Here is a 24,488-nt window from a genome sequence, read left to right as displayed (position 1 = left end):
CACTTAAATCAAGAATTGTTATGTTTTCTAGTTTTATAAGAAGGCCTGTACTATCTATTGTAGTATCCTTGATTATTGTGTTCTTAGGCGTGATTTCATTGGTTAAGCTGCCGATAACGCAGTTCCCGTCCATCTCACCACCTAAGGTCAATGTTAAAGCTGAGTATCCGGGGGCCAATGGAGAGTTAATGATTAAGGCGGTAATTATTCCTTTGGAGCGGGCCTTGAATGGAGTGCCAGGGATGAAATATATTACCTCGGATGCGGGAAATGATGGGGAAGCCACGATTCAGGTTATTTTTAACCTGGGCACGGATCCTAATTTGGCTGCCGTAAATGTGCAAAACAGGGTGTCGGCGGTCATCAATAAACTACCGCCATTGGTGGTTCGTGAAGGGGTGAAGATTACGCGTGAGGAATCGAATATGTTGATGTATATCAACCTCTTCAGTACGGATAAAAATACAGATCAGAAATTTCTGTTCAACTTTGCGGATATCAATATCCTTTCTGAACTGAAACGGGTCGATGGGGTGGGTGTTGCCGATATTCTGGGAAACCGGGAGTATGCCATGCGGATTTGGTTAAAACCAGATCGGATGATGGCCTATAAAATATCAGCCGAGGAGGTGATGAAGGCATTAGATGAGCAGAGCTTGGAAGCTTCGCCAGGAAAGGCTGGAGAGAGTTCGGGTAAGCGTTCGCAGTCTTTTGAGTATGTCTTGAAATACCCGGGACGGTATAATACCCAGGAACAGTATGAAAATATTATCCTTCGCTCAGATCAAAATGGAGAGATTCTTCGGCTAAAGGACGTGGCTAACATCGAATTTGGTAGCTCGCTGTACGATCTTTACTCCAATTTGGATGGTAAACCTTCTGCGGCGATTGTTGTCAAGCAATCATACGGAAGTAATGCAAGCGATGTAATCAAGAATATCAAGACCAAGATGGAGGAGCTGAAGACAGGAACATTTCCCAAAGGAATGGACTATGAAATCAGTTATGATGTGTCTAAGTTTTTGGATGCGTCCATGGAAAAGGTTGTCCACACCTTGGTCGAAGCCTTTGTTTTGGTTGGTATTGTGGTGTTCCTTTTCTTAGGAGACTGGCGATCCACGCTTATTCCGGCCATGGCTGTTCCAGTATCGCTGATTGGTACCTTTACTTTTATGCAGTTTTTTGGAATTACCCTGAATCTGATCTCGCTCTTTGCGCTGGTCATGGCTATTGGTGTCGTGGTGGATGACGCAATCGTCGTTATCGAAGCGGTCCATGCCAAGATGGAGACGAAGCATCTCTCGCCATTGGAAGCGACACAAGAGGCGATGCATGAAATAAGTGGGGCTATCATTGCGATTACGTTGGTCATGGCTGCGGTGTTTATCCCTGTTGCTTTTATGTCGGGACCGGTCGGGATTTTTTATCGACAGTTTTCCATCACGATGGCGACAGCCATTATTCTCTCTGGGGTGGTTGCTTTAACGCTTACTCCGGCACTCTGCGCGATGATCCTTAAAAATAATCATGGTAAGAAGCCTAAAGATACGTGGCTCCAGAAGGGATTGGATAAGTTTAATAATATGTTTACCAAGGGGGCGACTCGGTACGGTAACTTTTTGGTGCGTATCGTTAATCGTCGGATGCTGACGTTCCTGATGCTTGGCGTTTTTTGTGCTGGTGTTTTCTTTTTGAACAACAGTCTTCCAACTGGTTTTATTCCCAATGAAGATCAGGGCATGTTCTATGCGGTTATCCAGACACCGCCAGGATCTACGCTGGAGCGTACCAATCAGATTGCGGAGCGATTGCAGCAAATTGCTGAACATATTGAAGGGGTTAAATCTGTTTCTTCCTTAGCCGGTTACGAGGTACTTACCGAAGGTACCGGAGCGAATAGCGGTACCTGTTTGATTAACCTCAAAGGGTGGGATGAACGGAAGAACTCGGTTCAGGATGTGATTGAAGAGCTGGAAGAAAAATGTCAAGGTATCTCGGGTGCTACCATCGAATTTTTCCAACCTCCAGCAGTGCCGGGCTACGGTGCGGCAGGTGGTTTTGAGTTGCGTTTATTGGATAAAACCGGGACGGGGGATTTCAAAAAGATGGAAACGGTAAGCCACGACTTTGTGAAGGAGCTGAATAAGCGACCTGAATTGTCGTCTGTTTTTACGTTCTATAGCGCGAGTTTTCCGCAATATATGCTGCGTATTGACAACGATATCGCACAACAGAAAGGGGTGACCATAGAAAATGCGATGAACACATTATCCACCTTGGTTGGAAGTAATTATGAAACAAGCTTTATCAAGTTTGACCGCCCCTACAAAGTGATGGTGCAGGCATTGCCGGAATATAGGGCGCTGCCAGAAGATATTCTAAAGCTTTATGTGAAGAACGATAAAGATGAGATGGTGCCGTTTTCTGCTTTCATGAAAATGGAGAAAGTGTATGGATTATCGGAGATTACGCGACACAATATGTATAACTCATCCGAGATTAGTGGAGCGGCAGCGCCAGGCTATAGTAGTGGTACAGCGATACAGACTATCGCGCAAGTGGCGAAAGAAAAACTGCCTCGCGGTTTTGGTATTGACTGGGCCGGAATTTCTAAGGATGAAGTCGGTCGCGGAAATGAAGCTTTATATATTTTCTTAATCTGTCTCGGCTTCGTATATCTTATCCTTTCAGCACAATATGAGAGTTTTGTACTGCCGCTGCCTGTGATCTTATCTCTACCAGCAGGTATCTTCGGTGCTTTTATGTTTTTGAAATTACTTGGGTTGGAGAATAACATTTATGCCCAGGTTGCCTTGATTATGCTTATTGGATTATTGGGTAAAAATGCTGTGCTGATCATTGAGTTTGCTGTGCAGAAACATCGAGAGGGGATGAGTGTTTGGGAGTCTGCGATCGAAGGAGCGACGATGCGGTTCCGTCCAATCTTAATGACGTCGTTTGCTTTTATTGCCGGGCTTATTCCATTGGTTATGGCGACTGGGCCGGGTGCTATTGGAAATAGAACCATCGGCACAGCGGCGGCAGGAGGAATGTTGATCGGTACCGTGTTCGGACTTATTATTGTTCCGGGGCTGTATTTTATATTTGGGACGATCGCAGGACGTAACAAATTGGTCAAAAAAGAAGAAGAAAATCCGTTAACTGAAGAGATTGAACATCATGTTTAAGCAAAATATAAGGATATATATCACGATGGTTATCGTGAGTTTCATCGTAGCGAGCTGTAAGGTGCCTGCGATAGTGGAACCGCCAGCAAAACAACAGGTGGTTCCGACGACTTTTGCGCAACAGCAGGATAGTACCAATAGTACGACCATTCCTTGGCGACAATTTTTTACGGACACGTATTTGCAAGCACTGATTGACACGGCTTTGCATAATAATCAGGAGCTCCTCATTACGCTTCAAGAAATAGAAATCGCTAAGAATGAGGTGCAAGTACGGGATGGAAAAATCAGACCTTCAGTTGGTGTAAAAGTAGGTGCCGATGTGGATAAGGTGGGGCGTTACACCAGCCAGGGGGCCGGGGATGCGGCGACAGAAATTGAAGAGGGACGTGAAATGCCAGATCCGTTACAGCATTATGGTGCTAAATTGTACGCAAATTGGGAAGTAGATATTTGGAAGAAATTGCATTATGCTAAAGCTGCTGCGGTGAGTAGATATCTTTCGACAGTCGAAGGTAAAAACTTTGTTTTATCAAATCTCATTGCCGAGGTCGCCAATTCCTACTACGAGTTATTGGCTCTTGATAACCAGTTGGAGGTTGTAAGGCAGTCTATTACGTTGCAGAAGAATGCGCTGGAGGTGGTTAAGATCCAGAAACAAGCGGCACGAGTAACGGAGTTAGCGGTGCAGAAGTTTAGCGCGGAGCTCCTCAAATCGCAAAGCTTGGAGTTTGTAATTAAACAACAAGTAAAGGATGCAGAAAATAAAATCAGTCTGTTGGTTGGTACTTATAAATCGGAAGTTCCACGCGAAAGATCGGCTTTTCTACAAATAGCACCGACGATCGTTCATGAAGGATTACCGGCGCAACTGTTGGCTAATAGACCTGATATTAAACAGGCTGAGTTGGAGTTACAGGCCGCGAAACTGGATGTGAAAGTGGCGAGGGCGGAGTTTTATCCTTCGCTTGACCTTTCGGCGGCTATCGGACTGGAGGCTTTTAAACCGACATATTTTGCCAAACTGCCGGAATCCCTGCTGCTCAATGTAGCTGGAGACTTGGCGGCACCGTTGGTAAATAGAAAGGGATTGAAAGCGGAGTTCGCCAGTGCAAATGCGAGACAGCTCCAAGCTTTGTATAACTACGAGCGTGCCATATTACGTGCCTACCTGGAGGTTTCTGGAGACTTATCGAACGTCCGTAACTTGGAGAGTAACTTAGCACTGAAAAATGACCAAGTGGTTGCATTGACTAAGTCAATCGGTGTGGCCAATGATTTGTTTGCTTCGGCACGGGCTGATTATTTGGAGGTTTTAATGACCCAAAGAGATGTATTGGAAGCAAAAATGGAGTTGATTGAAACGAAGAAACAACAGCTCTTGAATGTGACTAATGTGTATCGTGACCTCGGTGGAGGCTGGCAACAATAATAAAAAAAGAAATCCTGAACCTATAAGTTCAGGATTTCTTTTTTTACTTCGTAAACTTGGTGCTGCCTTTTGGCGCAAGCATGTAATCAAATGTGTAAAACATCTTTGGCGTTGTTTTGAACCAGAGGTTCGATGTTAGTGCATCTTTATATACACTGATGATTTTGATTTTTGCAAAATCACCATTTGGTAGTTTTACTACGAGTGTGCGCGGTGCAACTTTCTTACCTTGTTTTGTGGTTGTTTCGGTCGTCAACGGGTAAACTACGTGCTTCTTTTGTTCGGAACCATCTCCTAGAACAGTTCCCTCAAAATCATATAAATACCAACCTGCTCCTTCTCCGAAAGCGCCTGCCGCGTCTGCTCCGTAAAGGTTTGACCCTGTTTTGAACTGATTGTCAGCTGGAATGTCGATGACATCGTCAAAGGTCTTTTCTATAATAAGAATACCACCTTGACCTTTTGCACCAGCGGCAATATTCGAACTGTTGGACCCATTATTTCCGCCTAAAAAGCTATTATACAAACCTCCAAATGAAACATCCCATCGCGAGGTTTTTATATCAGCAATCGGGTTTTCCTTTGCCGTCCGTAGACTATATAACAAGGTCGGCTTGGCGGCCGTTGGATTGCTGTCGTCCGATTCGGCAGCCAAATTATTTACGCGGGTTTGGGTATAGTATGGCACTGTAGTCACCACTTCCTCCTCTGGAATTTCGGTCGGTTTGTCGTCTTTACTGCACGAAACAAGTGTTAACAGTAGCATGCAGCTTAATCCAGTGACCTTTAATATGGAGGAAGGGTGTGACGTGTTGAAATTCATAGTGTATTTATTTATACCAATTCTAAATAATGCAAATTAAGTGATTTTTGTTGAGTCGTGATGGATGCAAAGTGATATTTTTTCTATGCAAAGCGGTTTCCAACATCATTTATTTTGGAATCGGAGTGCTGGAGTATAGGCTAAAACCTTTTTTAAGCGCTTGGGCTTAAGATTTAGTTAAAAACTAATATCAATCGATTGCGTAGTTGGTTTTTTAGCTATCTTTGAGGCCTATTAACATCTCAAACTTAGATATATATGTGCGGAATCGTTGGCTACGTAGGTAGCAATCTGGCTTATCCCATTCTTATTGACGGATTAAAAAAACTGGAGTATCGTGGTTATGATAGTGCAGGTATAGCACTGCATACAGGTGATGGCCTTGCCATCTATAAAAAAGAAGGCAAGGTTGCCGCTTTAGAGAGTTTTGCAGAAGGGCAAAATTTATTATCAACAATTGGTATAGGACACACGCGATGGGCGACGCATGGTGAGCCTTCTGATCGAAATGCGCACCCGCATTATTCTAACTCGGGGAATATCGCAATGATCCATAATGGAATTATTGAAAATTACGCGCAGTTAAAGTCTGAGCTACAGCAGAAAGGTTACACTTTTAAAAGTGACACCGATTCGGAGGTACTCCTTAATTTTATTGAAGATATCAAGGTAAATAACGACTGTTCTTTAGAAGAAGCGGTTCGTATTGCATTAAAGAGAGTTGTGGGAGCGTATGTTATCCTGTTGTTGGATAAGGATTTGCCGGATACCATTATTGCAGCACGTAAGGGGAGTCCACTGGTAATCGGTATCGGTGAAAACGCACATTACCTGGGTTCGGATGCGTCTCCTATGTTAGCCTACACTAAAGAGGTGGTATACATTAACGATTATGAGTTGGCTATTGTAAAGGCCGATGAATTGATTTTAAAAAATATTGGTAATGAGCGGATCACGCCGTTTGTTCAGAAATTGGATTTAGAACTTGCTGCGATCGAAAAAAATGGATTTGATCACTTCATGTTAAAGGAAATTTTCGAACAGCCGCAAACTATTTTCGATTCCTTACGTGGGCGTCTCGATGGGGGGCAACAAACGATTACATTAAGTGGGGTCGATAAGATTGCGGATAAACTAATGGCCGCAAATCGAATTATAATTGTTGCCTGTGGTACGAGCTGGCACGCGGGTTTACTGGCTGAATACGTTATTGAGGAGCTATGCCGTATAAATGTAGAGGTAGAATATGCTTCGGAGTTTCGGTACAGAAATCCCATTATTACGGATAAAGATGTGATCATTGCCATCTCGCAGAGTGGAGAAACTGCCGATACTTTGGTCGCAATTGAGACCGCAAAAAAACAAGGTGCTACCATTTTTGGGCTGGTAAATGTTGTGGGGTCTTCTATTGCGCGCCTTTCCGATGCTGGTGCATATACACACGCGGGTCCAGAAATTGGTGTAGCTAGTACAAAAGCTTTTACGGCACAATTAGCTGTCCTTTATTTGATCGCATTGAAAGTCGCCAAGGTGAAAAATACGATTACGGACGACCTTTATAGCGTACTGGTAACCGATCTCGTTAAAGTGCCAGAACATGTACAACAAATATTGGAGACGCAGGACCAAAATATTCGAGAGATCGCAGCGAAATATACGGATGCACGCGATTTCTTGTATCTAGGTCGCGGCTACAATTTTCCGATCGCCTTGGAGGGCGCCTTGAAGCTAAAAGAGATTTCTTATATCCATGCAGAAGGATACCCGGCTGCAGAGATGAAACATGGACCTATTGCATTGGTCGATGAACATTTACCGGTCGTTTTTGTCGCAACAAAAGACAGTTACCATGAAAAAATTGTCAGTAATATTCAAGAAATAAAGGCCCGTAAAGGGAAAGTTGTAGCCGTCGTTTCCGAGGGAGACAACACCGTTACGAGTCTGACAGACGATGTGATGGTGGTGCCTTTGGTGCATGAGATTATTGCGCCTATTCTTTCGGTCGTACCGTTGCAGTTGTTGTCTTATTATATTGGTGTAAATAGAGGGTTGGATGTCGATAAGCCACGTAATCTGGCGAAATCTGTTACGGTAGAATAACGCCTATGTCACATGTAGTAAAGCAATCTTTAGCGCGTCTGGGGTATGACTTTGTGCCGGAACCTTATCTGGTCGAAGGGGATGAATATCATCATCGCAACCGGCAATTTAAAGCGGATAGATCCTATCGGCAACTTACCATAGAAGAGATTGAAACGCTGACGACAAATAATAATTATTCCAGCAATTGGGATCATATTTGGGTGACTGATAAATTTATTCCCCGACTGGTTCAAAACAATAAGTTTTACGGTTTTATCCGTATTGGTGATATGGAAGAGGTGTTTCTAGACTATAGAGAGCTCCGTTTGCCATGTGGGATTTATAATTCCACCATCGTTAGCTGTGATATTGGACATACTGTTGCCATCAGCCATGTTCGTTTTATCTCTCATTTTATCGTGGGGAATGATGTGATCTTGGCGAATGTCAACGAGATGACTACGAGTAATAATGCGAAGTTTGGGAACGGTATTCTAAAGGTAGGAGATGTGGAAGAGCGACGGATACAGTTGGAGTTGTGTAATGAGAACGGAGGTCGGTCGGTTTTGCCGTTTGATGGCATGCAGGCTGGGGATGTATTTCTATGGTCTCGATACCGAGCAGACGACGAGCTGCAAACTCGTTTTCGAGAACTAACCGAGAATAAATATTCGATTGAACGGGGATTTTATAGTACAATTGGAGATCGCTGTGTGATCAAGAATACACAGACAATAAAGGATGTGAAAATTGGCACAGATGCCTATATAAAAGGTGTAAATAAGCTTAAAAATCTAACAATTAATTCCTCACAAGAGGCTTTTACGCAGATTGGTGAAGGCTGTGAACTCGTTAATGGCATTATTGGATATGGTTGCCGAATTTTCTATGGCGTGAAAGCGGTGCGTTTTGTGTTGTCCTCGTTCTCGCAGTTGAAATATGGTGCGCGACTTATCAACTCTTTCTTAGGCGATAACTCGACCATCTCTTGTTGTGAAGTATTGAACTCCTTGATTTTTCCTGCCCATGAACAGCACCATAACAACTCTTTTCTTTGTGCTGCATTGGTGAAGGGACAAAGTAATATGGCTGCCGGAGCGACCGTTGGATCCAATCACAACTCGCGTGCTGCCGATGGAGAGATTATAGCAGGACGTGGCTTCTGGCCAGGACTGTGCGTCAGTCTAAAACATAATTCACGTTTTGCATCATACAGCTTAATTGTTAAAGGAGACTTTCTTCACGAGTTAGATGTGAAGTTTCCCTTCTGTTTGATTAGCAATGAGGTCGATACGAATAGACTTGTGGTTCTTCCTGGCTACTGGTTTATGTACAATATGTACGCGTTAATGCGTAACACATCCAAGTTTATGGCGCGTGATAAACGTCGCTTTAAAAACCAACATATTGAGTATGACATCCTGGCGCCGGATACCATAAATGAAATGTTTGTCGCCTTATCGGAAATTGAAAAGGCGGTAGGGAAGACGATGGGCAAAGGTGCAGATATGACTTCGGAACAAACCTTCGGCAGGCAGCTCTTAACCAACGAACAGCCCTGGCCAAAGCAGGATGTTTTTTTGGAGAATGTGGAATATTCTAAGCGAAAAGTTGTTCTAGCAAAGCCGTATGAGGCATATAACCTATATAAACGCATGATTCGGTATTACGGGGCAATGCAGGTTTTTTCTTTTCTGGAACAACACGATTGGTCATCGTTTCAAGCGCAAGTAGCACACTTACCTCCGCGCTTTGAGGTGGAAAATATTGGGGGACAGCTTTTTCGGTTGGATCGTTTAGCACACCTCTTGGATGGGATTCGTACGGGTCGGTATAATAGTTGGGAGGAAGTTCATGCGTACTATCACCAATGTAGCGCAGACTATCCATTGGATAAGTTTTTGCACGGTGTAGCCGCTCTGGTAGAAATTACAGATAGACCCATAGAAACATGGGACAAAAATTTTGTGTCTGCCTTATTAGAAGAAGCACGTGAAACCAAACGGTGGATATTCCATGAAATCGTAAATTCTAGGCATAAGGACTATGAAAATCCGTATAAACAAATGGTTTATGACTCCTATGAAGAAATGGAAGCGGTGATTGGAAAATTTGAAGACAATGATTTTATCAACAAGGAAACGATAGCCCTGGAGGCCTTTGAAGTTAGCCTTGATAATCTTATAGCAAAGCTTTAGGGGAACCCCTAAAGCTTTATTTTTGAAATCTTATATGGTTTCTTACAGGCTTTATGCGCTGCTTGTTTAGCGATTTTCGCTTGTAAGTCCGTTACTTTTTCGGGTTTGTAAGGGTTTTTACGAACATCTTCCTTAAAGAGTTTTTCATACCATGTGCAGGCTGCGGTAAAACGACCGTAATCGAGCTGTAAATGATAGCCATCTCGGGTATAGTTGTCGCCAATGCTGCTTGTCCGCGCATTTTGTACAGCGGTGCCTGCCGGGATGATGTAGGTAAAGTAACCTGTTTTCGAAACTTTTTTCGCGGCATCAACAATACCGTTAAACATCGTTAGTTGATTTTGGTTGTAATGCTTAAAGCCATCGTGTTTGGAATCTTGCTGATAAGCCCATGTTTGATGGTAAACGAATTGGGTTTGTGGCGATACGCGTTTACGAACATAGTCAACCAATTCAGGTAGGCTTTTACTAATAACATCATATTTTCCAGACATTGGACTTGCTTGCTGAAAGCTGATATAATCCCAATTTTCTTCAGCAAGAGCCGTAGCAATACTCACATCCTTGGTGACCGTCTTTTTACCATCTAAAGATATTTTGCGATAGTTGTAGGTAGATGCATCCTTATTGATGTTTTTGACATGCAGTTCTAGAGACGCTCCTGCGATATACAGGTTTCCAATGATCATTTTTTTGTTTGTTGCAGCAGCAAGTTCATGCAAATAATTTTCGATGCCGTCTTCCGAAAAGCTATTGCCGATCGCTAGTAGTTTTATAACATCGTCATCGTGGGGAGGGGTGTGGTTCACCTGCGCAAAAATCAATTGCGAAAAGGCGAACATTCCGAGTAGGAAGGTAAATAATCTTTTCATGTTTTAAATAAGTGAATAGCTAGGTCACGAATATAGCCAAAGCCGAGAAGTTATAGAAGCTTGAATGTAAACATTTTGTATTTTGATGTCATAAATGTGCCTTAACAATGGTATTTTTGAGGAACAATGGCGTATAAATTTGTAGATAACTACCGAGAAAAAGGAGCAAGAAAACAGCTTGTCAAACATTTAGAAAAACGAGGAATTGAAGATAAGCGCGTGCTCCAAGCCATAGGTAAGGTGCCACGTCACTTCTTTTTTGACGAAACTTTTTGGAATCAGGCATATCGGGATATTGCTTTCCCTATAGGAGACGGACAAACGATCTCTCAGCCGTATACCGTTGCATACCAATCCGAATTATTGCATGTTAAAAAAGGGGATAAAGTATTGGAAATAGGTACGGGGTCGGGATATCAAACCTGTGTTTTGATGGAGCTTGGTGCAGAGGTTTTTACGATTGAACGCCAGGAGGCACTATACCAACGAACCATCCAAGTACTTCCGTATATGGGATATAAACCGCATTTCTTTTTGGGAGATGGCTCCAAAGGTATAGCTCAACATGCGCCTTACGACAAAATTATTGTGACGGCTGGTGCACCCTTTGTGCCAGAAATTATGCTCAAGCAGTTGCGCCTGGGGGGCTTGCTTGTGATACCGGTAGGGGATGAGAAATCACAAAAGATGGTCACGATCCTTCGGGTGGGCGAAAACGATTTTGAACGTATCGAATTGGACACCTTTAGATTTGTACCTCTTGTAGGTGATCAAGCCTGGTAAATACCGCTCGTATTTTGCGTTTAAGACAAATTTATCTAAGTTTAACGCATGATTTACGAAACCTATAAAAAGCATATTGAGGAGGCAACTGTTACGATACAACAGCTGGATCGCGCTATTAATAAAAATAGCCTAGCTCGACTGTTCGTTATTCTCGTGGGCGGCGGATTGCTGTTCTATAGTTTTCAAACAACGAGTATCTTACTCGTCTGTGGTTTAACACTTTTGATTGTTTTGGTGTTTGCTTTTTTAATAAAGCGACAAAGTCGATTGGAGAAGGAACGGGACAATCAACAAGCCTTCTTACGTGTGAATGTCAATGAGATGGAGCTGCGTGATCATCGCAAAACGATGTACGATGAGGGGGGAGATTTTGAAAATGGTAAACACCCCTATAGTTCTGATCTCGATATTTTTGGTTCTTTTTCACTTTTTACGTTACTGAATCGATGTGCGACCAAGCTGGGTGTAGCACGGTTGAGTAATTGGCTTGCACAGGCGGGAACAAAGAAGGAAATTTTGGAGCGACAGGAGGCTAGTTCGGAACTGGCGGAAGATATTACATGGAGCCAAAATTTTCAGTCTAAACTATTGTTTAATCTCTCGCAACGCATCGAAGTAAAATCATTTCTTTCGCGCTACTTTAAGGATTCTTCGCACTCTTTTGGAAATAAGTTCATGCACGTTTATGTTCTTGTTGCGCCTTTTGTGTTATTAATCGGGATACTGTTTTCTGTTTTTGTTTCTCCGATATGGCCCTATGTAGGTGGATTGGCGCTGATACATCTTTTTTGGACGCTGGGGATGGCCGGTAAAGTGAGCTTGTTTTCGAGTAAGATTGATAAGGTGGGACAGATGTTAGGCGCTTACGCAGAAGGAATAGCGATGGTGGAAGACCGTAAATTTTTAGCACAGAGAAATATTGAACTTCAACAGATATTGATGCTTGATAATCAAAAGCTGTCTGTTGCATTTCGGGAATTATCGTCGCTAATTAATAACCTAGATGCACGAAATAACATGTTGGTCGGGGCTCTCCTTAATATGTTTATGCTTTGGGACTTTAAATATGTTTTAAAGATCGTACGATGGAAATCGCAATACGAGGAACGTATTTTGGTTGCTTTTGATGTTGTTGCGGAGTTCGAGGCCCTCAATGCATTGGCGGTATTAAAGCGGAATAACCCAACTTGGGTCGTCCCTACAGTGTTAGATGATCCTCTCTCCGATAAAATCCACACGAAGCAGATAAATCATCCGCTCATTGCTGCGGGGCATGCTGTGGCAAACGATTATACGAATGAAGGACATCGCATTGCGTTGATTACGGGATCTAATATGGCCGGAAAGAGTACTTTTTTGCGGACTATTGGTATCAATGCGGTATTAGCATACACGGGAGCCGTTGTTTGTGCGGCCGAATTTAGCTTGCCGATTTATAACCTCATTAGTTACATGCGTATCAAAGATTCGCTGAATGAAAGTACCTCGACCTTTAAAGCAGAGTTGGATCGAATGAAGTTTATCCTGGAAACTGTGGCGGAACACAAAGATAGTTTCTTCTTAATTGATGAAATGTTGAGAGGGACTAATTCGGTGGATAAATATTTGGGTTCCAGAGCTATTATAAAAAATCTTATCGCAGAAAATGGAAAGGGGATGGTGGCAACACATGACCTTCAATTATCCACTTTGGCAGAAGAATATCCAACGGCTGTGCAGAATTTTCATTTTGATATTCAAGTGGTGGATGGAGAAATGTTATTTGACTATAAGCTGAAAGATGGAAAATGTACCGTATTCAATGCATCCATCCTTTTAAAAGGAATTGGCGTCGATGTTGAAAAGGCGGAAAATTCGTAACTTTGCCAAAAATATTCAAAAATGACAATTGAGGAGCGAATAAATACGTCTGAAACACGTGTTTTTACTACAGTATTTCCATTTCTTACCAATCATCACGATACGCTTTTTGGTGGTAAAGCGATGGCTATTATGGATGAGGTATCTTTTATGGCTGCCACGCGTTTTTGCCGCAAGCGATTGGTGACCGTTTCGAGTGATAAGATCAATTTTGAAAAAGCGATTCCTTCGGGAAGTATTATTGAGGCTGTAGCGCGTGTGGAGAGTGTGGGGCGCACCAGCTTAAAGGTAAAGGTAGAAATCTATCTGGAAAAAATGTATGAGGATGGACGTGAGTTGGCTATTCAAGGGATGTTTACCTTTGTAGCCCTTGACGAAAATAAAACACCTATCCCTGTATTAAGCGATCTTGATGTTGCTTAATAAACGAAGATGAGAAGAATTGGCTAAGCGTTGCGCTGTACCGGAGCAAGATCAGCCAATTCTTCTTCTGTAAACATGCGGTAGTGTACCTTGAAGGTCTTACCGAGCGGTGTTTCTAAGGAGAAGCCTCCCGGCCCAAAGCCGTCCAGAACATCGAGCGTAAAATGTGCATGTTGCCAATACTCGAACAAGTCGCGATCTACCCAAAATTCAAAACCTTCGGCTAAGCCTATACAGGCATCGTTCATCCGAGGGAAAAATGTGCCCTTTTCAAAACATTGCGGTTGCGTTCCTTCGCAACAGCCACCGGCTTGGTAAAACATAAGGTCGCCATGTTTTGTTACCAATTCTTGGATAAGTGCTTTTGCTTTATCCGTTACTGCAAGTCGTTCAGTCATTTTTTTCCTTTCCTTACTCTGTGAAAGAACCGTTTCACCCCGGCCTTACAGGGGAGCCATCGCGGCGGCTATGGGCGTGGGATGAAACCGTATTCTTTTTTTACTTAGTACGTGTTTGTTAGGCCATATCTAAAACCATACGCCCTTCAATTTGTCCTTTCTTCATGCGGTCTAGAACCTCATTGATGTCGCCTAGTTTGGCTGAAGTAACATTTGCTTTTACTTTACCTTCATTGGCAAAGGCTATGGCCTCTTGTAGATCTTTTCGTGTTCCCACAATCGAACCGCGAACCGTAATGCGTTTTAATACAGTTTCGAAAATCGGTAAATCAAAGCTGCCCGGAGGAAGTCCATTTAGGGCTATAGTTCCCTTGCGACGAAGAACGTCAATACCTTGTTTGAATGCGATAGGCGAGACGGCAGTAATAAGGGCGCCATGCATTCCGCCAACTTCTTTCTGTAAGAACTGTCCGGGGTCTACATTACGGGCATTTACGGTTAAGTCTGCTCCTAAGCGTTTTGCCAATTCAAGCTTGTCGTCCGCTATATCGATCGCTGCGACATGCATACCCATGGCTTTGGCATATTGAACGGCAACATGACCTAAGCCACCGATCCCGGAAATTGCAACCCATTCACCAGGTTTGGTTTCGGTTTCCTTCAATCCTTTGTATACTGTGACACCTGCACAGAGGATCGGGGCCATCTCTAAAAAGTTTACATTACTCGGTAAGTGTCCTACATAACGGGCATCAGCCAAAACGTATTCGGCAAAACCACCGTCTACACTGTAACCACCGTTTTGTTGACTTTCACACAGTGTTTCCCAGCCGGTAATACAATGCTCACAGCCGCCACAGGCGCTGTATAACCAAGGTACGCCAACGGCATCGCCTTCTTTGACATTGGTTACGCCTTCGCCAACAGCTGCGACATATCCTACAGCTTCGTGTCCCGGTATCAACGGCATTTTTGGTTTAACGGGCCAGTCGCCGTCGATCGCATGTAGATCGGTATGACAGACCCCGCTGGCAATTACTTTTACAAGAATCTGATTTCTTCCAGGTCGTTTTACCTCGACCTCTTCAATGTTTAGCGGTTGTCCGAAATGACGAACAACGGCAGCTTGCATGGTTTTAGGAATCATAATGATGTTTTACATGATTAAAGGTAGGAATGAACCACTGCGGCCTTCCTCGTAATACGATCAACGGGCAGTGGTTCATTGCTTTAAATGGAATTAAAAGAATCCGAGTTTTTGTTTGCTATATGATACGAGCATGTTTTTTGTCTGACGGTAATGATCCAACATCATTTTGTGATTCTCTCGCCCTATTCCAGATTGTTTGTAACCACCAAATGGAGCGCCTGCAGGGTAAGAGTGGTACTGGTTCACCCACACACGTCCGGCTTGTATGGCGCGCGGAATCTGATACAGTTGATGTGCATCGCGGGTCCATACACCGGCTCCTAATCCATACATCGTATCATTGGCAATCGCGATGGCTTCCGCCTCATCTTTGAAAGTGGTCACCGCTAAGACAGGACCAAAAATCTCCTCTTGGAAAATACGCATTTTGTTTGTGCCCTTAAATAAGGTTGGCTTAATGTAGTAGCCTGCTTCAAGACCGTCACCCAATACGTTTTCATCACCTCCTGTTAATACCTCAGCGCCTTCTTCTTTTCCTAATTTAATATAAGACATGATCTTGTCTTTCTGGATTTTCGATGCCTGTGCCCCCATCATGGTTGTTGGATCTAATGGGTCACCTACCTTTATTTTGTTGACACGGTCTATGACTTTAGCAATAAATCGATCATATATATCTTCCTGAATCAGTAGGCGAGAGGGACAAGTACAGATCTCACCTTGATTCAATGCAAAGAGAACAGCTCCTTCGATGGCTTTATCCAGAAAGTCATCATCATGATCCATCACCGAACTAAAGAAAAGATTGGGTGATTTACCACCTAGTTCTAAGGTTACAGGTATGATGTTCTCTGTTGCATATTGCATAACCATACGTCCTGTTGCAGTTGATCCCGTAAAGGCGGCTTTGGAAACTTTAGGGTTGGTTACCAACGTGCGGCCCAGTTCGGAGCCAAAGCCATTCACAACGTTGATCACCCCCGCAGGGATCAGGTCGCCAATCAGTTCCATAAGGACGAGGATAGAAGTAGGCGTGCTCTCTGCAGGCTTCAGTACCACACAGTTTCCTGCAGCCAGCGCTGGAGCAAGCTTCCAAACGGCCATGAGAATAGGGAAATTCCATGGAATAATTTGTGCGATAACACCGATTGGTTCGTGTACAATAATGGATACGGTATCCTTGTCTAGCTCGTTGATGGATCCCTCTTCCGCGCGGATAACACTCGCAAAATAACGAAAGTGATCAATAGCTAACGGAATGTCTGCGTTTAAAGTCTCTCGCACAGCCTTTCCATTGTCAATCGTTTCAACAGCGGCGATATATTCTAAGTTTTCTTCGATCCGATCCGCAATGCGGTTTAACATGATACTCCGTTCGGTGGGTGAAGTTTTACTGAAACTTTCAAAAGCTTTGCTGGCGGTGTCTACGGCAAGCTCGATATCTTCTTTGGTGGAGTGTGCGGCTTGTGTGAACACTTTGCCATCAACAGGGGATATATTGTCGAAATATTTACCATGGATAGGAGCGACAAATTTGCCGCCAATGTAATTGTCATAACGTTCTTTGAACGTTGGTTTTTTAATCGTACTCATGATCACTTAATTTTAAACGGGTTTATAACTAAAACAAAGCTAGGCGGCTAGTTGTTTTTTCTGTAGCATTTTTGTGCCAATGGATAGCATTATTTTGCTACCTTTAGGTAAATCGTTAATCAATATACTCGTATTAGTACAGGAGGGACCATGTCACAGAACCATTTACTGCAGCAGCTGCCGTTATCCACAAAAGGGGAACTGGATCGACTCGTTGAAAATAAACGTGCATTTACGCTACGGAATTTTGAATTGAATATTTTTGAAACGTACGAAGCAAGTGAGCAGATACCACTACAATTTAATGATTTGGTGATTATAAATATGCTCAAGGGAAAGAAAGTGATGCATCTGCAGGATAAGGTTTCTTTTGATTACCATCCCGGTGAGACCTTGTTGCTACCCGAGTATACACCAATGCGTATTGATTTTCCAGAGGCGCAACTGGCTGCCCCGACACAGTGTACGGCGATTTCAATCGGCGCAGATAAGATCGGGGAAGTGGTACAATATTTAAATGAATTTTATCCAAAGAAGAGTGAACGTTCGACCTGGTCGTTTCAATTGGACAAGTTTCACTTTAGTAATAACGATGAGTTGGTACGACTGACCAATCGGTTATTTCAGGTTAGTTTAAGTACGGATATCCATAAAGAGGCTTTGGCGGATTTAGTGTTAAAGGAACTTATGATCCGTATTATGCAGACGCAGGAGTTACTGGTACTCGATACAGATACGAAAAATAACAGTACACCTTTTACATACCTGAAAAGCTATATACGTCAAAATATCGGAGAAAAAATATCGCTGGATACCTTGGCCGCGGAAGCGGGGATGAGTAAAAGTGCGTTGTCCAGGGCATTTAAGACCGAATTAGGGGTTAGCCCGGTCGAGTATGTTATTCGGGAACGGATTGCTTACGCGAAACAGGTTCTGCAGCAATCGAAAAGTGTAAAAATAGCCTGCTTTTCGGCAGGCTTTTCAGATATCAATTATTTTGTTCGTTTATTTAAACAACGAGAGGGAATTACACCTGGACGGTACATAATGATGTCCTAAGTGGTTTATCGCTTCATGGCACGATCCAATTCACGTTTGCTCTCTCGTTCCTTAATGGTGTCGCGTTTATCGAAATCTTTTTTACCTTGGGCGAGCGCTATCTCCACTTTAGCGAAGCCTCTCTCGTTAATAAAAATACGTAAAGGCACGATCGTAAAACCTTTCTCTTCGCCTTTATCTTTCAATTTTTTTAACTCTTTCTTCGTAAGTAATAATTTACGGTCTCGTTTTGCTTCGTGGTTATAAAATGAGCCAAAGGAATATTCTGCGATATGCATATTCCGGAGATATAGACCATCTTCAAAAAAAGCACAGAAGCTGTCGTTAATGTTCGCTTTACCTTCCCGAATAGATTTTATTTCCGTACCTAACAAGCTGATTCCCGCGACATAACGGTCTAAGAGATGATACTCAAAAGAAGCGCTTTTATTTTTTATATTTACGTTTGCTGCAATTGCCATTTTTAATTGTTGAACCGCAAAAATAACTATTTTGTGATTTTATAGAACTTTTAATCATAAACTATTGCGAATATCTTAACAATAATTTAATTTTATGATATTTATATGTATTATAAATGATGTTAAATCAAGCGAAGTTTCGTATGTTTGCAGCGGTTTTTTTTGAGCTGTAATGTATACAATGTTGGTTTTTAACAAGTTGTTCGTTGGTTTTTAATTAATAAACGACTTTTAAAAGGTAAAATTGTATTTTTTTATTTATTATTCTACTTTTGACGATTATTACTTGAGAGTCAAAAAGTAAATAGCTCAATTTTTATAGTAATTTTATCACATAAAATAGAAATACCTACGGCATGAGTAAGGGAAAGTTAAGTGAAAGAACTTCTAAGTTCCTGCAGAGTGAACTAGAACCAATCAAGGCTAATGGTCTATATGCATATTTTAGACCGATCCAATCGAAACAAGATACGGAAGTAATAATCGATGGGAAGCGTGTGTTGATGTTCGGGTCGAACTCTTATCTGGGTTTAACAACCGATGTTAGGATCATAGAAGCTGCTCAGGATGCGTTGGCTAAATATGGTACAGGTTGTGCTGGTTCTCGTTTTTTAAATGGAACCCTTGATATCCACGTGGAACTGGAAGAGAAGTTGGCGGATTATGTAGGTAAAGAGGCCGCTATACTTTTTAGTACAGGCTTCCAGTCTAATTTAGGCCCCTTATCTTGTCTTACAGGACGTAATGATTATATCCTTCTAGATGAGCGTAACCACGCTTCAATTATTGATGGTAGTAGATTGTCTTTCTCGAAAGTAATCAAATATGCCCACAATGATATGGAAGATTTGCGTGCTAAAATTGCACGTTTGCCTGAAGAAAGCTTAAAGCTTATTGCTACGGATGGTATCTTTAGTATGGAAGGGGATATCGTTAATCTACCTGATATGGTAAAAATTGCTAATGAGTACGATGCGGCTATTTTATGTGATGATGCACACTCTTTAGGGGTAATCGGAGATAAAGGAGCAGGTACGGCAAGCCACTTTGGATTAACAGAAGATGTTGACCTTATTATGGGGACTTTTAGTAAATCTTTGGCTTCATTAGGCGGGTTTGTTGCGGCAGATGCGCAAACAATCGAATACCTAAAACACCGTGCTCGCTCATTGATGTTCAGTGCCAGTATGACACCTGCTTCTGTTGCTTCAACGTTGAAAGCGTTGGAAATTATCCAAACAGAACCTGAACACATTGAAAAATTGTGGGCGAATACGAACTATGCAAAGAAACTGTTGCTTGAAAATGGCTTTGACCTAGGTGAAACAGAAAGTCCTATTCTTCCGATTTTTGTTCGTAATAACGATAAAACGTATTATGTGACGAAAATGCTCCAAGATAATGGTGTTTTCGTAAACCCTGTCGTTGCACCTGCTGTACCTGCTGAGGAATCGTTGATTCGTTTCTCACTGATGGCAACGCATACATTTGATCAGATTGATGAAGCAATTGATAAAATGGCGAAGGTGTTCAAGACAGTAGAGGTTGAATCATTCATGAATTAATACAATGATTGAGATTGTTCCTGTCGAGAATAAAAAGCAACTTGCAACATTTATAGATCTTCCGCATACATTCTATGCGAAAGATCCAAATTATGTCCCTGAATTATTCTTAGGACAGCAGGATTTGCTTTCTCCAAAGAAGCATCCGTTCTATCAACATTCCTCGGCGCAGCCTTTTTTGGCGTATAAAGATGGTGAAGTTGTTGGGCGTATTCTTGCCATATGGAACAATAATCATAATGATTTTAATAAGGTTCAAGAAGGCCAATTCGGCTTTTTTGAATCTATAAATAATCAAGAAGTTGCCGATGCTTTATTGCAGACTGCGACAGCGTGGGTGAAGGAAAAAGGAGGAACGAAAATCGTTGGACCAATTAACCTAACCACCAATGATGTGTGTGGATTGTTGATTGACGGTTTTGATAAGCCACCTATGGCGATGATGCCATACAATCCGCCTTACTATTCCGCGTTAATCAATGGCGCTAACTTCACGACAAAAACGGATCTTAGAGCTTATTGGGTTGCCACTAATACAGCAAGTCAACGCTCCGTTTTGTTACTTGAAAAGCTGGAAGCACGCTTGAAGAGGTCTGGAATTGTGCTCCGTGAAATTAATTTGAAAGACTTTGCCAATGAAGCAAAGAAAATCAAGGAAGTATATAACAAAGCATGGGATGAAAACCTTGGCTTTGTGCCGATGACTGACGCTGAATTTGACTTTACGGCAAAGGAGCTAAAGATGATCGTTAACCCTAAATTTTGTATTGTAGCGGAAAAGGACAATCAAATTGTGGGTTTTGCGCTCGGTATCCCTAATATTAATGAGGTTTTGATCAATGTCAAACGCGGACGCTTATTGCCATTCGGTATCTTTAAGCTACTCTTCGGATTGAAAAAAATTAAATCCCTTCGTGTATTGATGCTTGGGGTTTTAGATGATTACCGTAAACTCGGCATTGAGGCATGTCTCTACGGCCGAATAATAAAAAATGCAACCCCAGAAGGTATAATTGGTGCGGAGTGTTCTTGGATGCTTGATAACAATTATATGATGAATCATGCGATAGAGCAGATAAACGGAGAACTATACAAACGTTATCGTCTCTTCGAAAAAGCGATATGAGCAAAAAAATATTAATTACTGGTGCCAGTGGTTTTGTCGGTTTTCATTTGATCGAAAAGGCGCATGAGGCTGGCTTCGAGGTACACGCTGCGGTGCGCAAGTCCAGTAATATTAAAGATATTGAACCTTACGTTCGTAAGTTCGTTTACCCCGATTTTAATTGTGTTGATAATCTCGTACAGCTTTTGGAAGAAGAGCGGTATGATTATATTATCCATGCAGCAGCGATGACCAAAGCAAAATCCGAAGCAGAGATGTTCAACGTGAATGTTGGCTATACGGAGCACTTGCTAAAGGCGGCTTTTGATAAGGCAACGGTACCGCCAAAACAATTTGTCTTTGTAAGTAGTTTGGCTGCTGTCGGCCCAGTGAAATACGAGGATTCGGATATTACTGAAAACACCCCATATAACCCCGTTACGGTATACGGCAGAAGTAAGAAGGCGGCTGAAGGTATGATCCACGAGAAATTTCTTCATAAGCCTATTACTATTATTCGCCCAACAGCAGTCTATGGTCCACGTGAAAAAGATATATTTATTCTTTTTGAGACGATGAACAAAGGTTTGGATGCGTATATTGGCAAGAATCCACAAAAGCTATCTTTTGTATATGTGCTCGATTTAGTTGATATTTTACTTCGAGCTTGCGAAAATAACAGTACGGAAGTTTCAACGTTTAACATTACAGATGGCAATGCGTATTCCCGTTACGCTATGGCAGATATTTTTTCCGAAACTCTAGGCAAGAAGCTGTGGCGCGTACACCTTTCGTATCCACTTGTGGAGAAGATTGCGATGCTTTCGGCGTGGTTTTATAAAAACTCTAAGAAGACTCCTGTGTTATACCCTGAAAGATTAAATGAATTGACGGCCCAGAATTGGGCATGCGATATTCAACTAGCCAAGGATAAATTAGGGTTTATGCCAAAGTATGACCTCAAGACAGGTTTAAAGGCAAGTCTGCTGTGGTACAAAAAAAATAATTGGTTTTAATAGAAGAGAAGATGAGTCAAGAGATAAATAAGAAACTTTTCCAAGATAGGAAGCGTACAAACATTTTAAGTAATCCAGAGCAAAAATTTATATCCTATTTGGTACCACGTATTCCTTCTTCTATTACATCCGATGGCCTAACAGCAATTGGTTTCTTAGGGGCTGTCATCGTTTTAGGAAGTTTTCTGTTGGCAGAATATGTGGCTTTACCGTGGTTGCTTTTGGGTATTTTTGGTTTTTTTGTGCAGTGGTTCGGAGATTCCCTGGATGGCCGTATCGCGTTTTACAGAAATAAGTCTCGTAAATGGTATGGTTTTGCCCTCGATATCGTTATGGATTGGATTAGTACCATTCTGATTGGTTTAGGCTATGTTTTCTATGCGCCCGATGATTTTAAATATTCAGGTTTTTTCCTTGTTGCCATGTACGGGTGGGCTATGATCATCTCACAACTGCGGTACAAGATTACAGATAAGTATACCATTGATGCCGGGCTACTCGGACCAACCGAAGTACGTGTGGTGATATGTGCTGTTCTTTTAGCAGAAGTTCTTTTTAAAGGTAGTATTAATTACCTTGTTATGGGTATATGTATTGCGTTGTTCTTTATCAATCTAAGCGATACAAAGAAGTTGTTGGTGTTGGGTGATGAACGTGATGCGGCGGAGAAGAAAGCAAAAGCGGAGGAGGCTGAATAGATTATGAGTGCCAAATTCCGTGAATTCCTACGAGCACAGTTGTCTGCTTTTCTAGGCGGATTATGCGATTTTGGTATATACACCTTATGTTATAAGGTGTTTTTGTTTTCTCCGGTTTTATCAAATGTAATCAGTGGTTCGCTTGGAGCCGTGGTGAATTTCACGATAAATCGATATTGGTCCTTTAATAACACGACAACACCTGTCGGAAGTCAGTTATGGAAGTTTGTCATTGTTGTTGTCGGTAGCATTACGCTCAAATCTTCCGGTATATATGTATTTCATGACCTGCTGGGTTTACACCCATTGCTGTCAAAAGCTATCGTCGAAATTCTCGTTTCGCTAGGATTTAACTTCACACTTCAAAAGTATTGGGTATTTAAGTAGGGGGGGGATTGTAGTTGGTAGTAGATAGGGATTAGTTTGTGGTTGGTAATTTATAGAGGATAGATTGTAGTTGGTGGTTGATGGTTTATAGGGATTAATTTGTGATTGGTAGGGGGTAGATTATAGTCGGTGTTCGTCATCCCGACGCTAGGAGGGATCCACGGACTATATCAATGAGAACTATCTAGATCTACTTAATCATGCATAAAGACTAGACTTGCTACGAATAAGGTTGCCAATTCGCTGGCGCGAGCTTTTAGTTCGTGTCCAAATCAAAAAGCCGAGCTATAAGTGCCTGCGGTAGGCAGTCTGCGATAAGCAGGTTTGTAACGCGCGCATAACAAGTGGTCGTCATCCCGACGCTAAGAGGGGTCCACGGACTATATCAATAAGAACGATTCAGATGCATTTAATTATACATAAAGACTAGACTAGTTGCTAATAATATTGCCAATTCGCTGGTGCGAGCTTTTAGCTCGTGTCCAAGTCAAAAGGCCGAGCTACAAGTGCCTGCGGTAGGCAGGTTCGAACTAGCGAGGTGTGTCATTGACATCAGGCAGTCTGCGATAAGCAGGTTTTAACGAGTGCATAACAAGTGGTCGTCATCCCGACGCTAGGAGGGATCTAAGTACTATATCAATAAGAACGATGTAGATCTATTAATCATGCATAAAGACTAGACTTACTACGAATAAGATTGCCAATTCGCTGGCGCGAGCTTTTAGCTCGTGTCCCAATCAAAAGGCCGAGCTACAAGCGCCTGCGGTAGGCAGGTTCGAACGAGCGAGCTGTGTCATTGACATGAGGCAGTCTGCCATAGGCAGGTTCGAACGAGCGAGCTGTGTCATTGATATGAGGCAGTCTACGTTAAGCAGGTTTTAACGCGCGCATAACAAGTGGTCGTCATCCCGACGCTAGGAGGGATCCACGGACTATATCAATAAGAAATATCTAGATCTATTAATCATACCTAAAGACTAGGCTTGTTACGAATAAGATTGCTACACCTTCGTGCCTCAGGTTCGCAAAGAGGCCAAGGAATGCCGCGTCGCCCCTGCGCGGAGGTACGACGCGGCAACCATTATTACGATCCTCTTAATATTTCTGCAACCTTTTGTCCTTATTCTTTTCTAAGTACTCTCTTCCTTTCAAACTATTATCCATGAACGTCCCTCCATATCCCCGCACGCTTTTCTATCAAAACATAATCTATCCCCTACAAGCCATACTCTACGAACTACTTTCTACAAACTACCAACTACGATCTACCAACTACAAAAATATCCACCACGTTTACAGTACGTTATGCAGCATCCCAAAAAAAGACCCAACAAACCCTTGGAAGTAATAGGTAAAGTTTTCTACCTTTGCACCACTCCGCAAGGGAGGAAC

The 24,488-nt window shown here is 42.4% G+C and carries 19 protein-coding genes; 13 read left to right on the top strand and 6 right to left on the bottom strand.

Features of this window, described 5'->3' with window-relative positions; all coding sequences use genetic code 11:
- Nucleotides 1-20: 20 nt before the first annotated feature.
- The gene (locus tag B9Y69_RS18385) at nucleotides 21-3,188 is read left to right on the top strand and encodes an efflux RND transporter permease subunit (protein WP_085474463.1); all 3,168 of its coding nucleotides are present in this window, start codon (nucleotides 21-23) and stop codon (nucleotides 3,186-3,188) included.
- Nucleotides 3,181-4,620, top strand: a complete 1,440-nt coding sequence (locus tag B9Y69_RS18380; protein WP_085474462.1) for a TolC family protein — start codon at nucleotides 3,181-3,183, stop codon at nucleotides 4,618-4,620. Before B9Y69_RS18385 ends, B9Y69_RS18380 begins: the two co-directional genes overlap by 8 nt.
- A gap of 43 nt (nucleotides 4,621-4,663) precedes the next feature.
- Here B9Y69_RS18380 and B9Y69_RS18375 read toward each other — a convergent pair whose 3' ends face one another.
- Entirely contained in the window at nucleotides 4,664-5,443 is a 780-nt protein-coding gene (locus B9Y69_RS18375; RefSeq protein ID WP_085474461.1) for a hypothetical protein, read from the bottom strand.
- 258 nt (nucleotides 5,444-5,701) lie between these two features.
- Between B9Y69_RS18375 and glmS the strand changes: the two genes are divergently transcribed.
- Together glmS and B9Y69_RS18365 are read left to right on the top strand one after the other, a co-directional pair.
- Nucleotides 5,702-7,543, top strand: a complete 1,842-nt coding sequence (gene glmS, locus B9Y69_RS18370; protein WP_085474460.1) for a glutamine--fructose-6-phosphate transaminase (isomerizing) — start codon at nucleotides 5,702-5,704, stop codon at nucleotides 7,541-7,543.
- Between the two features lie 5 nt (nucleotides 7,544-7,548).
- The gene (locus tag B9Y69_RS18365; protein ID WP_085474459.1) at nucleotides 7,549-9,723 is read left to right on the top strand and encodes a DUF4954 family protein; all 2,175 of its coding nucleotides are present in this window, start codon (nucleotides 7,549-7,551) and stop codon (nucleotides 9,721-9,723) included.
- Nucleotides 9,724-9,731: 8 nt separating this feature from the next.
- Here B9Y69_RS18365 and B9Y69_RS18360 read toward each other — a convergent pair whose 3' ends face one another.
- Nucleotides 9,732-10,595, bottom strand: a complete 864-nt coding sequence (locus B9Y69_RS18360; RefSeq protein ID WP_085474458.1) for a DUF4886 domain-containing protein — start codon at nucleotides 10,593-10,595, stop codon at nucleotides 9,732-9,734.
- A gap of 126 nt (nucleotides 10,596-10,721) precedes the next feature.
- Between B9Y69_RS18360 and B9Y69_RS18355 the strand changes: the two genes are divergently transcribed.
- The 3 genes from B9Y69_RS18355 to B9Y69_RS18345 are packed head-to-tail and all read left to right on the top strand — an operon-like array spanning nucleotide 10,722 to nucleotide 13,664.
- Entirely contained in the window at nucleotides 10,722-11,378 is a 657-nt protein-coding gene (locus tag B9Y69_RS18355) for a protein-L-isoaspartate(D-aspartate) O-methyltransferase (protein WP_085474457.1), read from the top strand.
- Nucleotides 11,379-11,426: 48 nt separating this feature from the next.
- On the top strand, nucleotides 11,427-13,241 hold the full coding sequence (locus tag B9Y69_RS18350; protein WP_085474456.1) for a MutS-related protein: 1,815 nt from the start codon (nucleotides 11,427-11,429) through the stop codon (nucleotides 13,239-13,241).
- Between the two features lie 21 nt (nucleotides 13,242-13,262).
- Complete coding sequence (locus tag B9Y69_RS18345; RefSeq protein ID WP_085474455.1) at nucleotides 13,263-13,664, top strand: acyl-CoA thioesterase; 402 nt, start codon at nucleotides 13,263-13,265, stop codon at nucleotides 13,662-13,664.
- 23 nt (nucleotides 13,665-13,687) lie between these two features.
- Here B9Y69_RS18345 and B9Y69_RS18340 read toward each other — a convergent pair whose 3' ends face one another.
- The 3 genes from B9Y69_RS18340 to B9Y69_RS18330 form a co-directional block, all read right to left on the bottom strand.
- Nucleotides 13,688-14,062, bottom strand: a complete 375-nt coding sequence (locus B9Y69_RS18340; protein ID WP_085474454.1) for a DUF779 domain-containing protein — start codon at nucleotides 14,060-14,062, stop codon at nucleotides 13,688-13,690.
- Nucleotides 14,063-14,180: 118 nt separating this feature from the next.
- Complete coding sequence (gene adhP, locus B9Y69_RS18335; RefSeq protein WP_085474453.1) at nucleotides 14,181-15,209, bottom strand: alcohol dehydrogenase AdhP; 1,029 nt, start codon at nucleotides 15,207-15,209, stop codon at nucleotides 14,181-14,183.
- 93 nt (nucleotides 15,210-15,302) lie between these two features.
- A complete protein-coding gene (locus tag B9Y69_RS18330; protein ID WP_085474452.1) occupies nucleotides 15,303-16,805 on the bottom strand; it encodes an aldehyde dehydrogenase family protein in 1,503 nt (500 codons plus the stop codon).
- A gap of 150 nt (nucleotides 16,806-16,955) precedes the next feature.
- Between B9Y69_RS18330 and B9Y69_RS18325 the strand changes: the two genes are divergently transcribed.
- Nucleotides 16,956-17,864 (top strand): AraC family transcriptional regulator, encoded by a 909-nt coding sequence (locus B9Y69_RS18325; RefSeq protein WP_085474451.1) that lies wholly within the window; start codon nucleotides 16,956-16,958, stop codon nucleotides 17,862-17,864.
- A 5-nt stretch (nucleotides 17,865-17,869) separates the two neighbouring features.
- On the opposite strand, the gene smpB is transcribed toward B9Y69_RS18325, so the two are convergent.
- Nucleotides 17,870-18,325, bottom strand: a complete 456-nt coding sequence (gene smpB, locus B9Y69_RS18320) for an SsrA-binding protein SmpB (RefSeq protein ID WP_085474450.1) — start codon at nucleotides 18,323-18,325, stop codon at nucleotides 17,870-17,872.
- 356 nt (nucleotides 18,326-18,681) lie between these two features.
- Here smpB and spt point away from each other — a divergent pair, with 356 nt between their 5' ends.
- From spt to B9Y69_RS18295, 5 genes are read left to right on the top strand one after another with little or no spacing between them, the layout of a single operon-like run.
- Nucleotides 18,682-19,890 (top strand): serine palmitoyltransferase, encoded by a 1,209-nt coding sequence (spt, locus tag B9Y69_RS18315; protein ID WP_085474449.1) that lies wholly within the window; start codon nucleotides 18,682-18,684, stop codon nucleotides 19,888-19,890.
- Nucleotides 19,891-19,894: 4 nt separating this feature from the next.
- A complete protein-coding gene (locus B9Y69_RS18310) occupies nucleotides 19,895-21,016 on the top strand; it encodes a GNAT family N-acetyltransferase (protein ID WP_085474448.1) in 1,122 nt (373 codons plus the stop codon).
- Complete coding sequence (locus tag B9Y69_RS18305; protein WP_085474447.1) at nucleotides 21,013-22,011, top strand: NAD-dependent epimerase/dehydratase family protein; 999 nt, start codon at nucleotides 21,013-21,015, stop codon at nucleotides 22,009-22,011. The genes B9Y69_RS18310 and B9Y69_RS18305 overlap by 4 nt, the downstream gene beginning before the upstream one ends.
- An 11-nt stretch (nucleotides 22,012-22,022) precedes the next feature.
- Nucleotides 22,023-22,709 (top strand): CDP-alcohol phosphatidyltransferase family protein, encoded by a 687-nt coding sequence (locus B9Y69_RS18300; protein WP_085474537.1) that lies wholly within the window; start codon nucleotides 22,023-22,025, stop codon nucleotides 22,707-22,709.
- Between the two features lie 3 nt (nucleotides 22,710-22,712).
- Nucleotides 22,713-23,096 carry a GtrA family protein gene (locus B9Y69_RS18295; protein ID WP_085474446.1) on the top strand — a complete coding sequence of 128 codons (384 nt, stop codon included), beginning with the start codon at nucleotides 22,713-22,715 and terminating at the stop codon, nucleotides 23,094-23,096.
- The last annotated feature ends 1,392 nt before the right edge of the window (nucleotides 23,097-24,488 follow it).

It is taken from the genome of Sphingobacterium psychroaquaticum (genome assembly GCF_900177625.1).
Classification (GTDB): domain Bacteria; phylum Bacteroidota; class Bacteroidia; order Sphingobacteriales; family Sphingobacteriaceae; genus Sphingobacterium; species Sphingobacterium psychroaquaticum.
The sequence above is the reverse complement of the archived record's forward strand: the minus strand, read 5'-3'. Positions and strand labels throughout refer to the sequence as shown.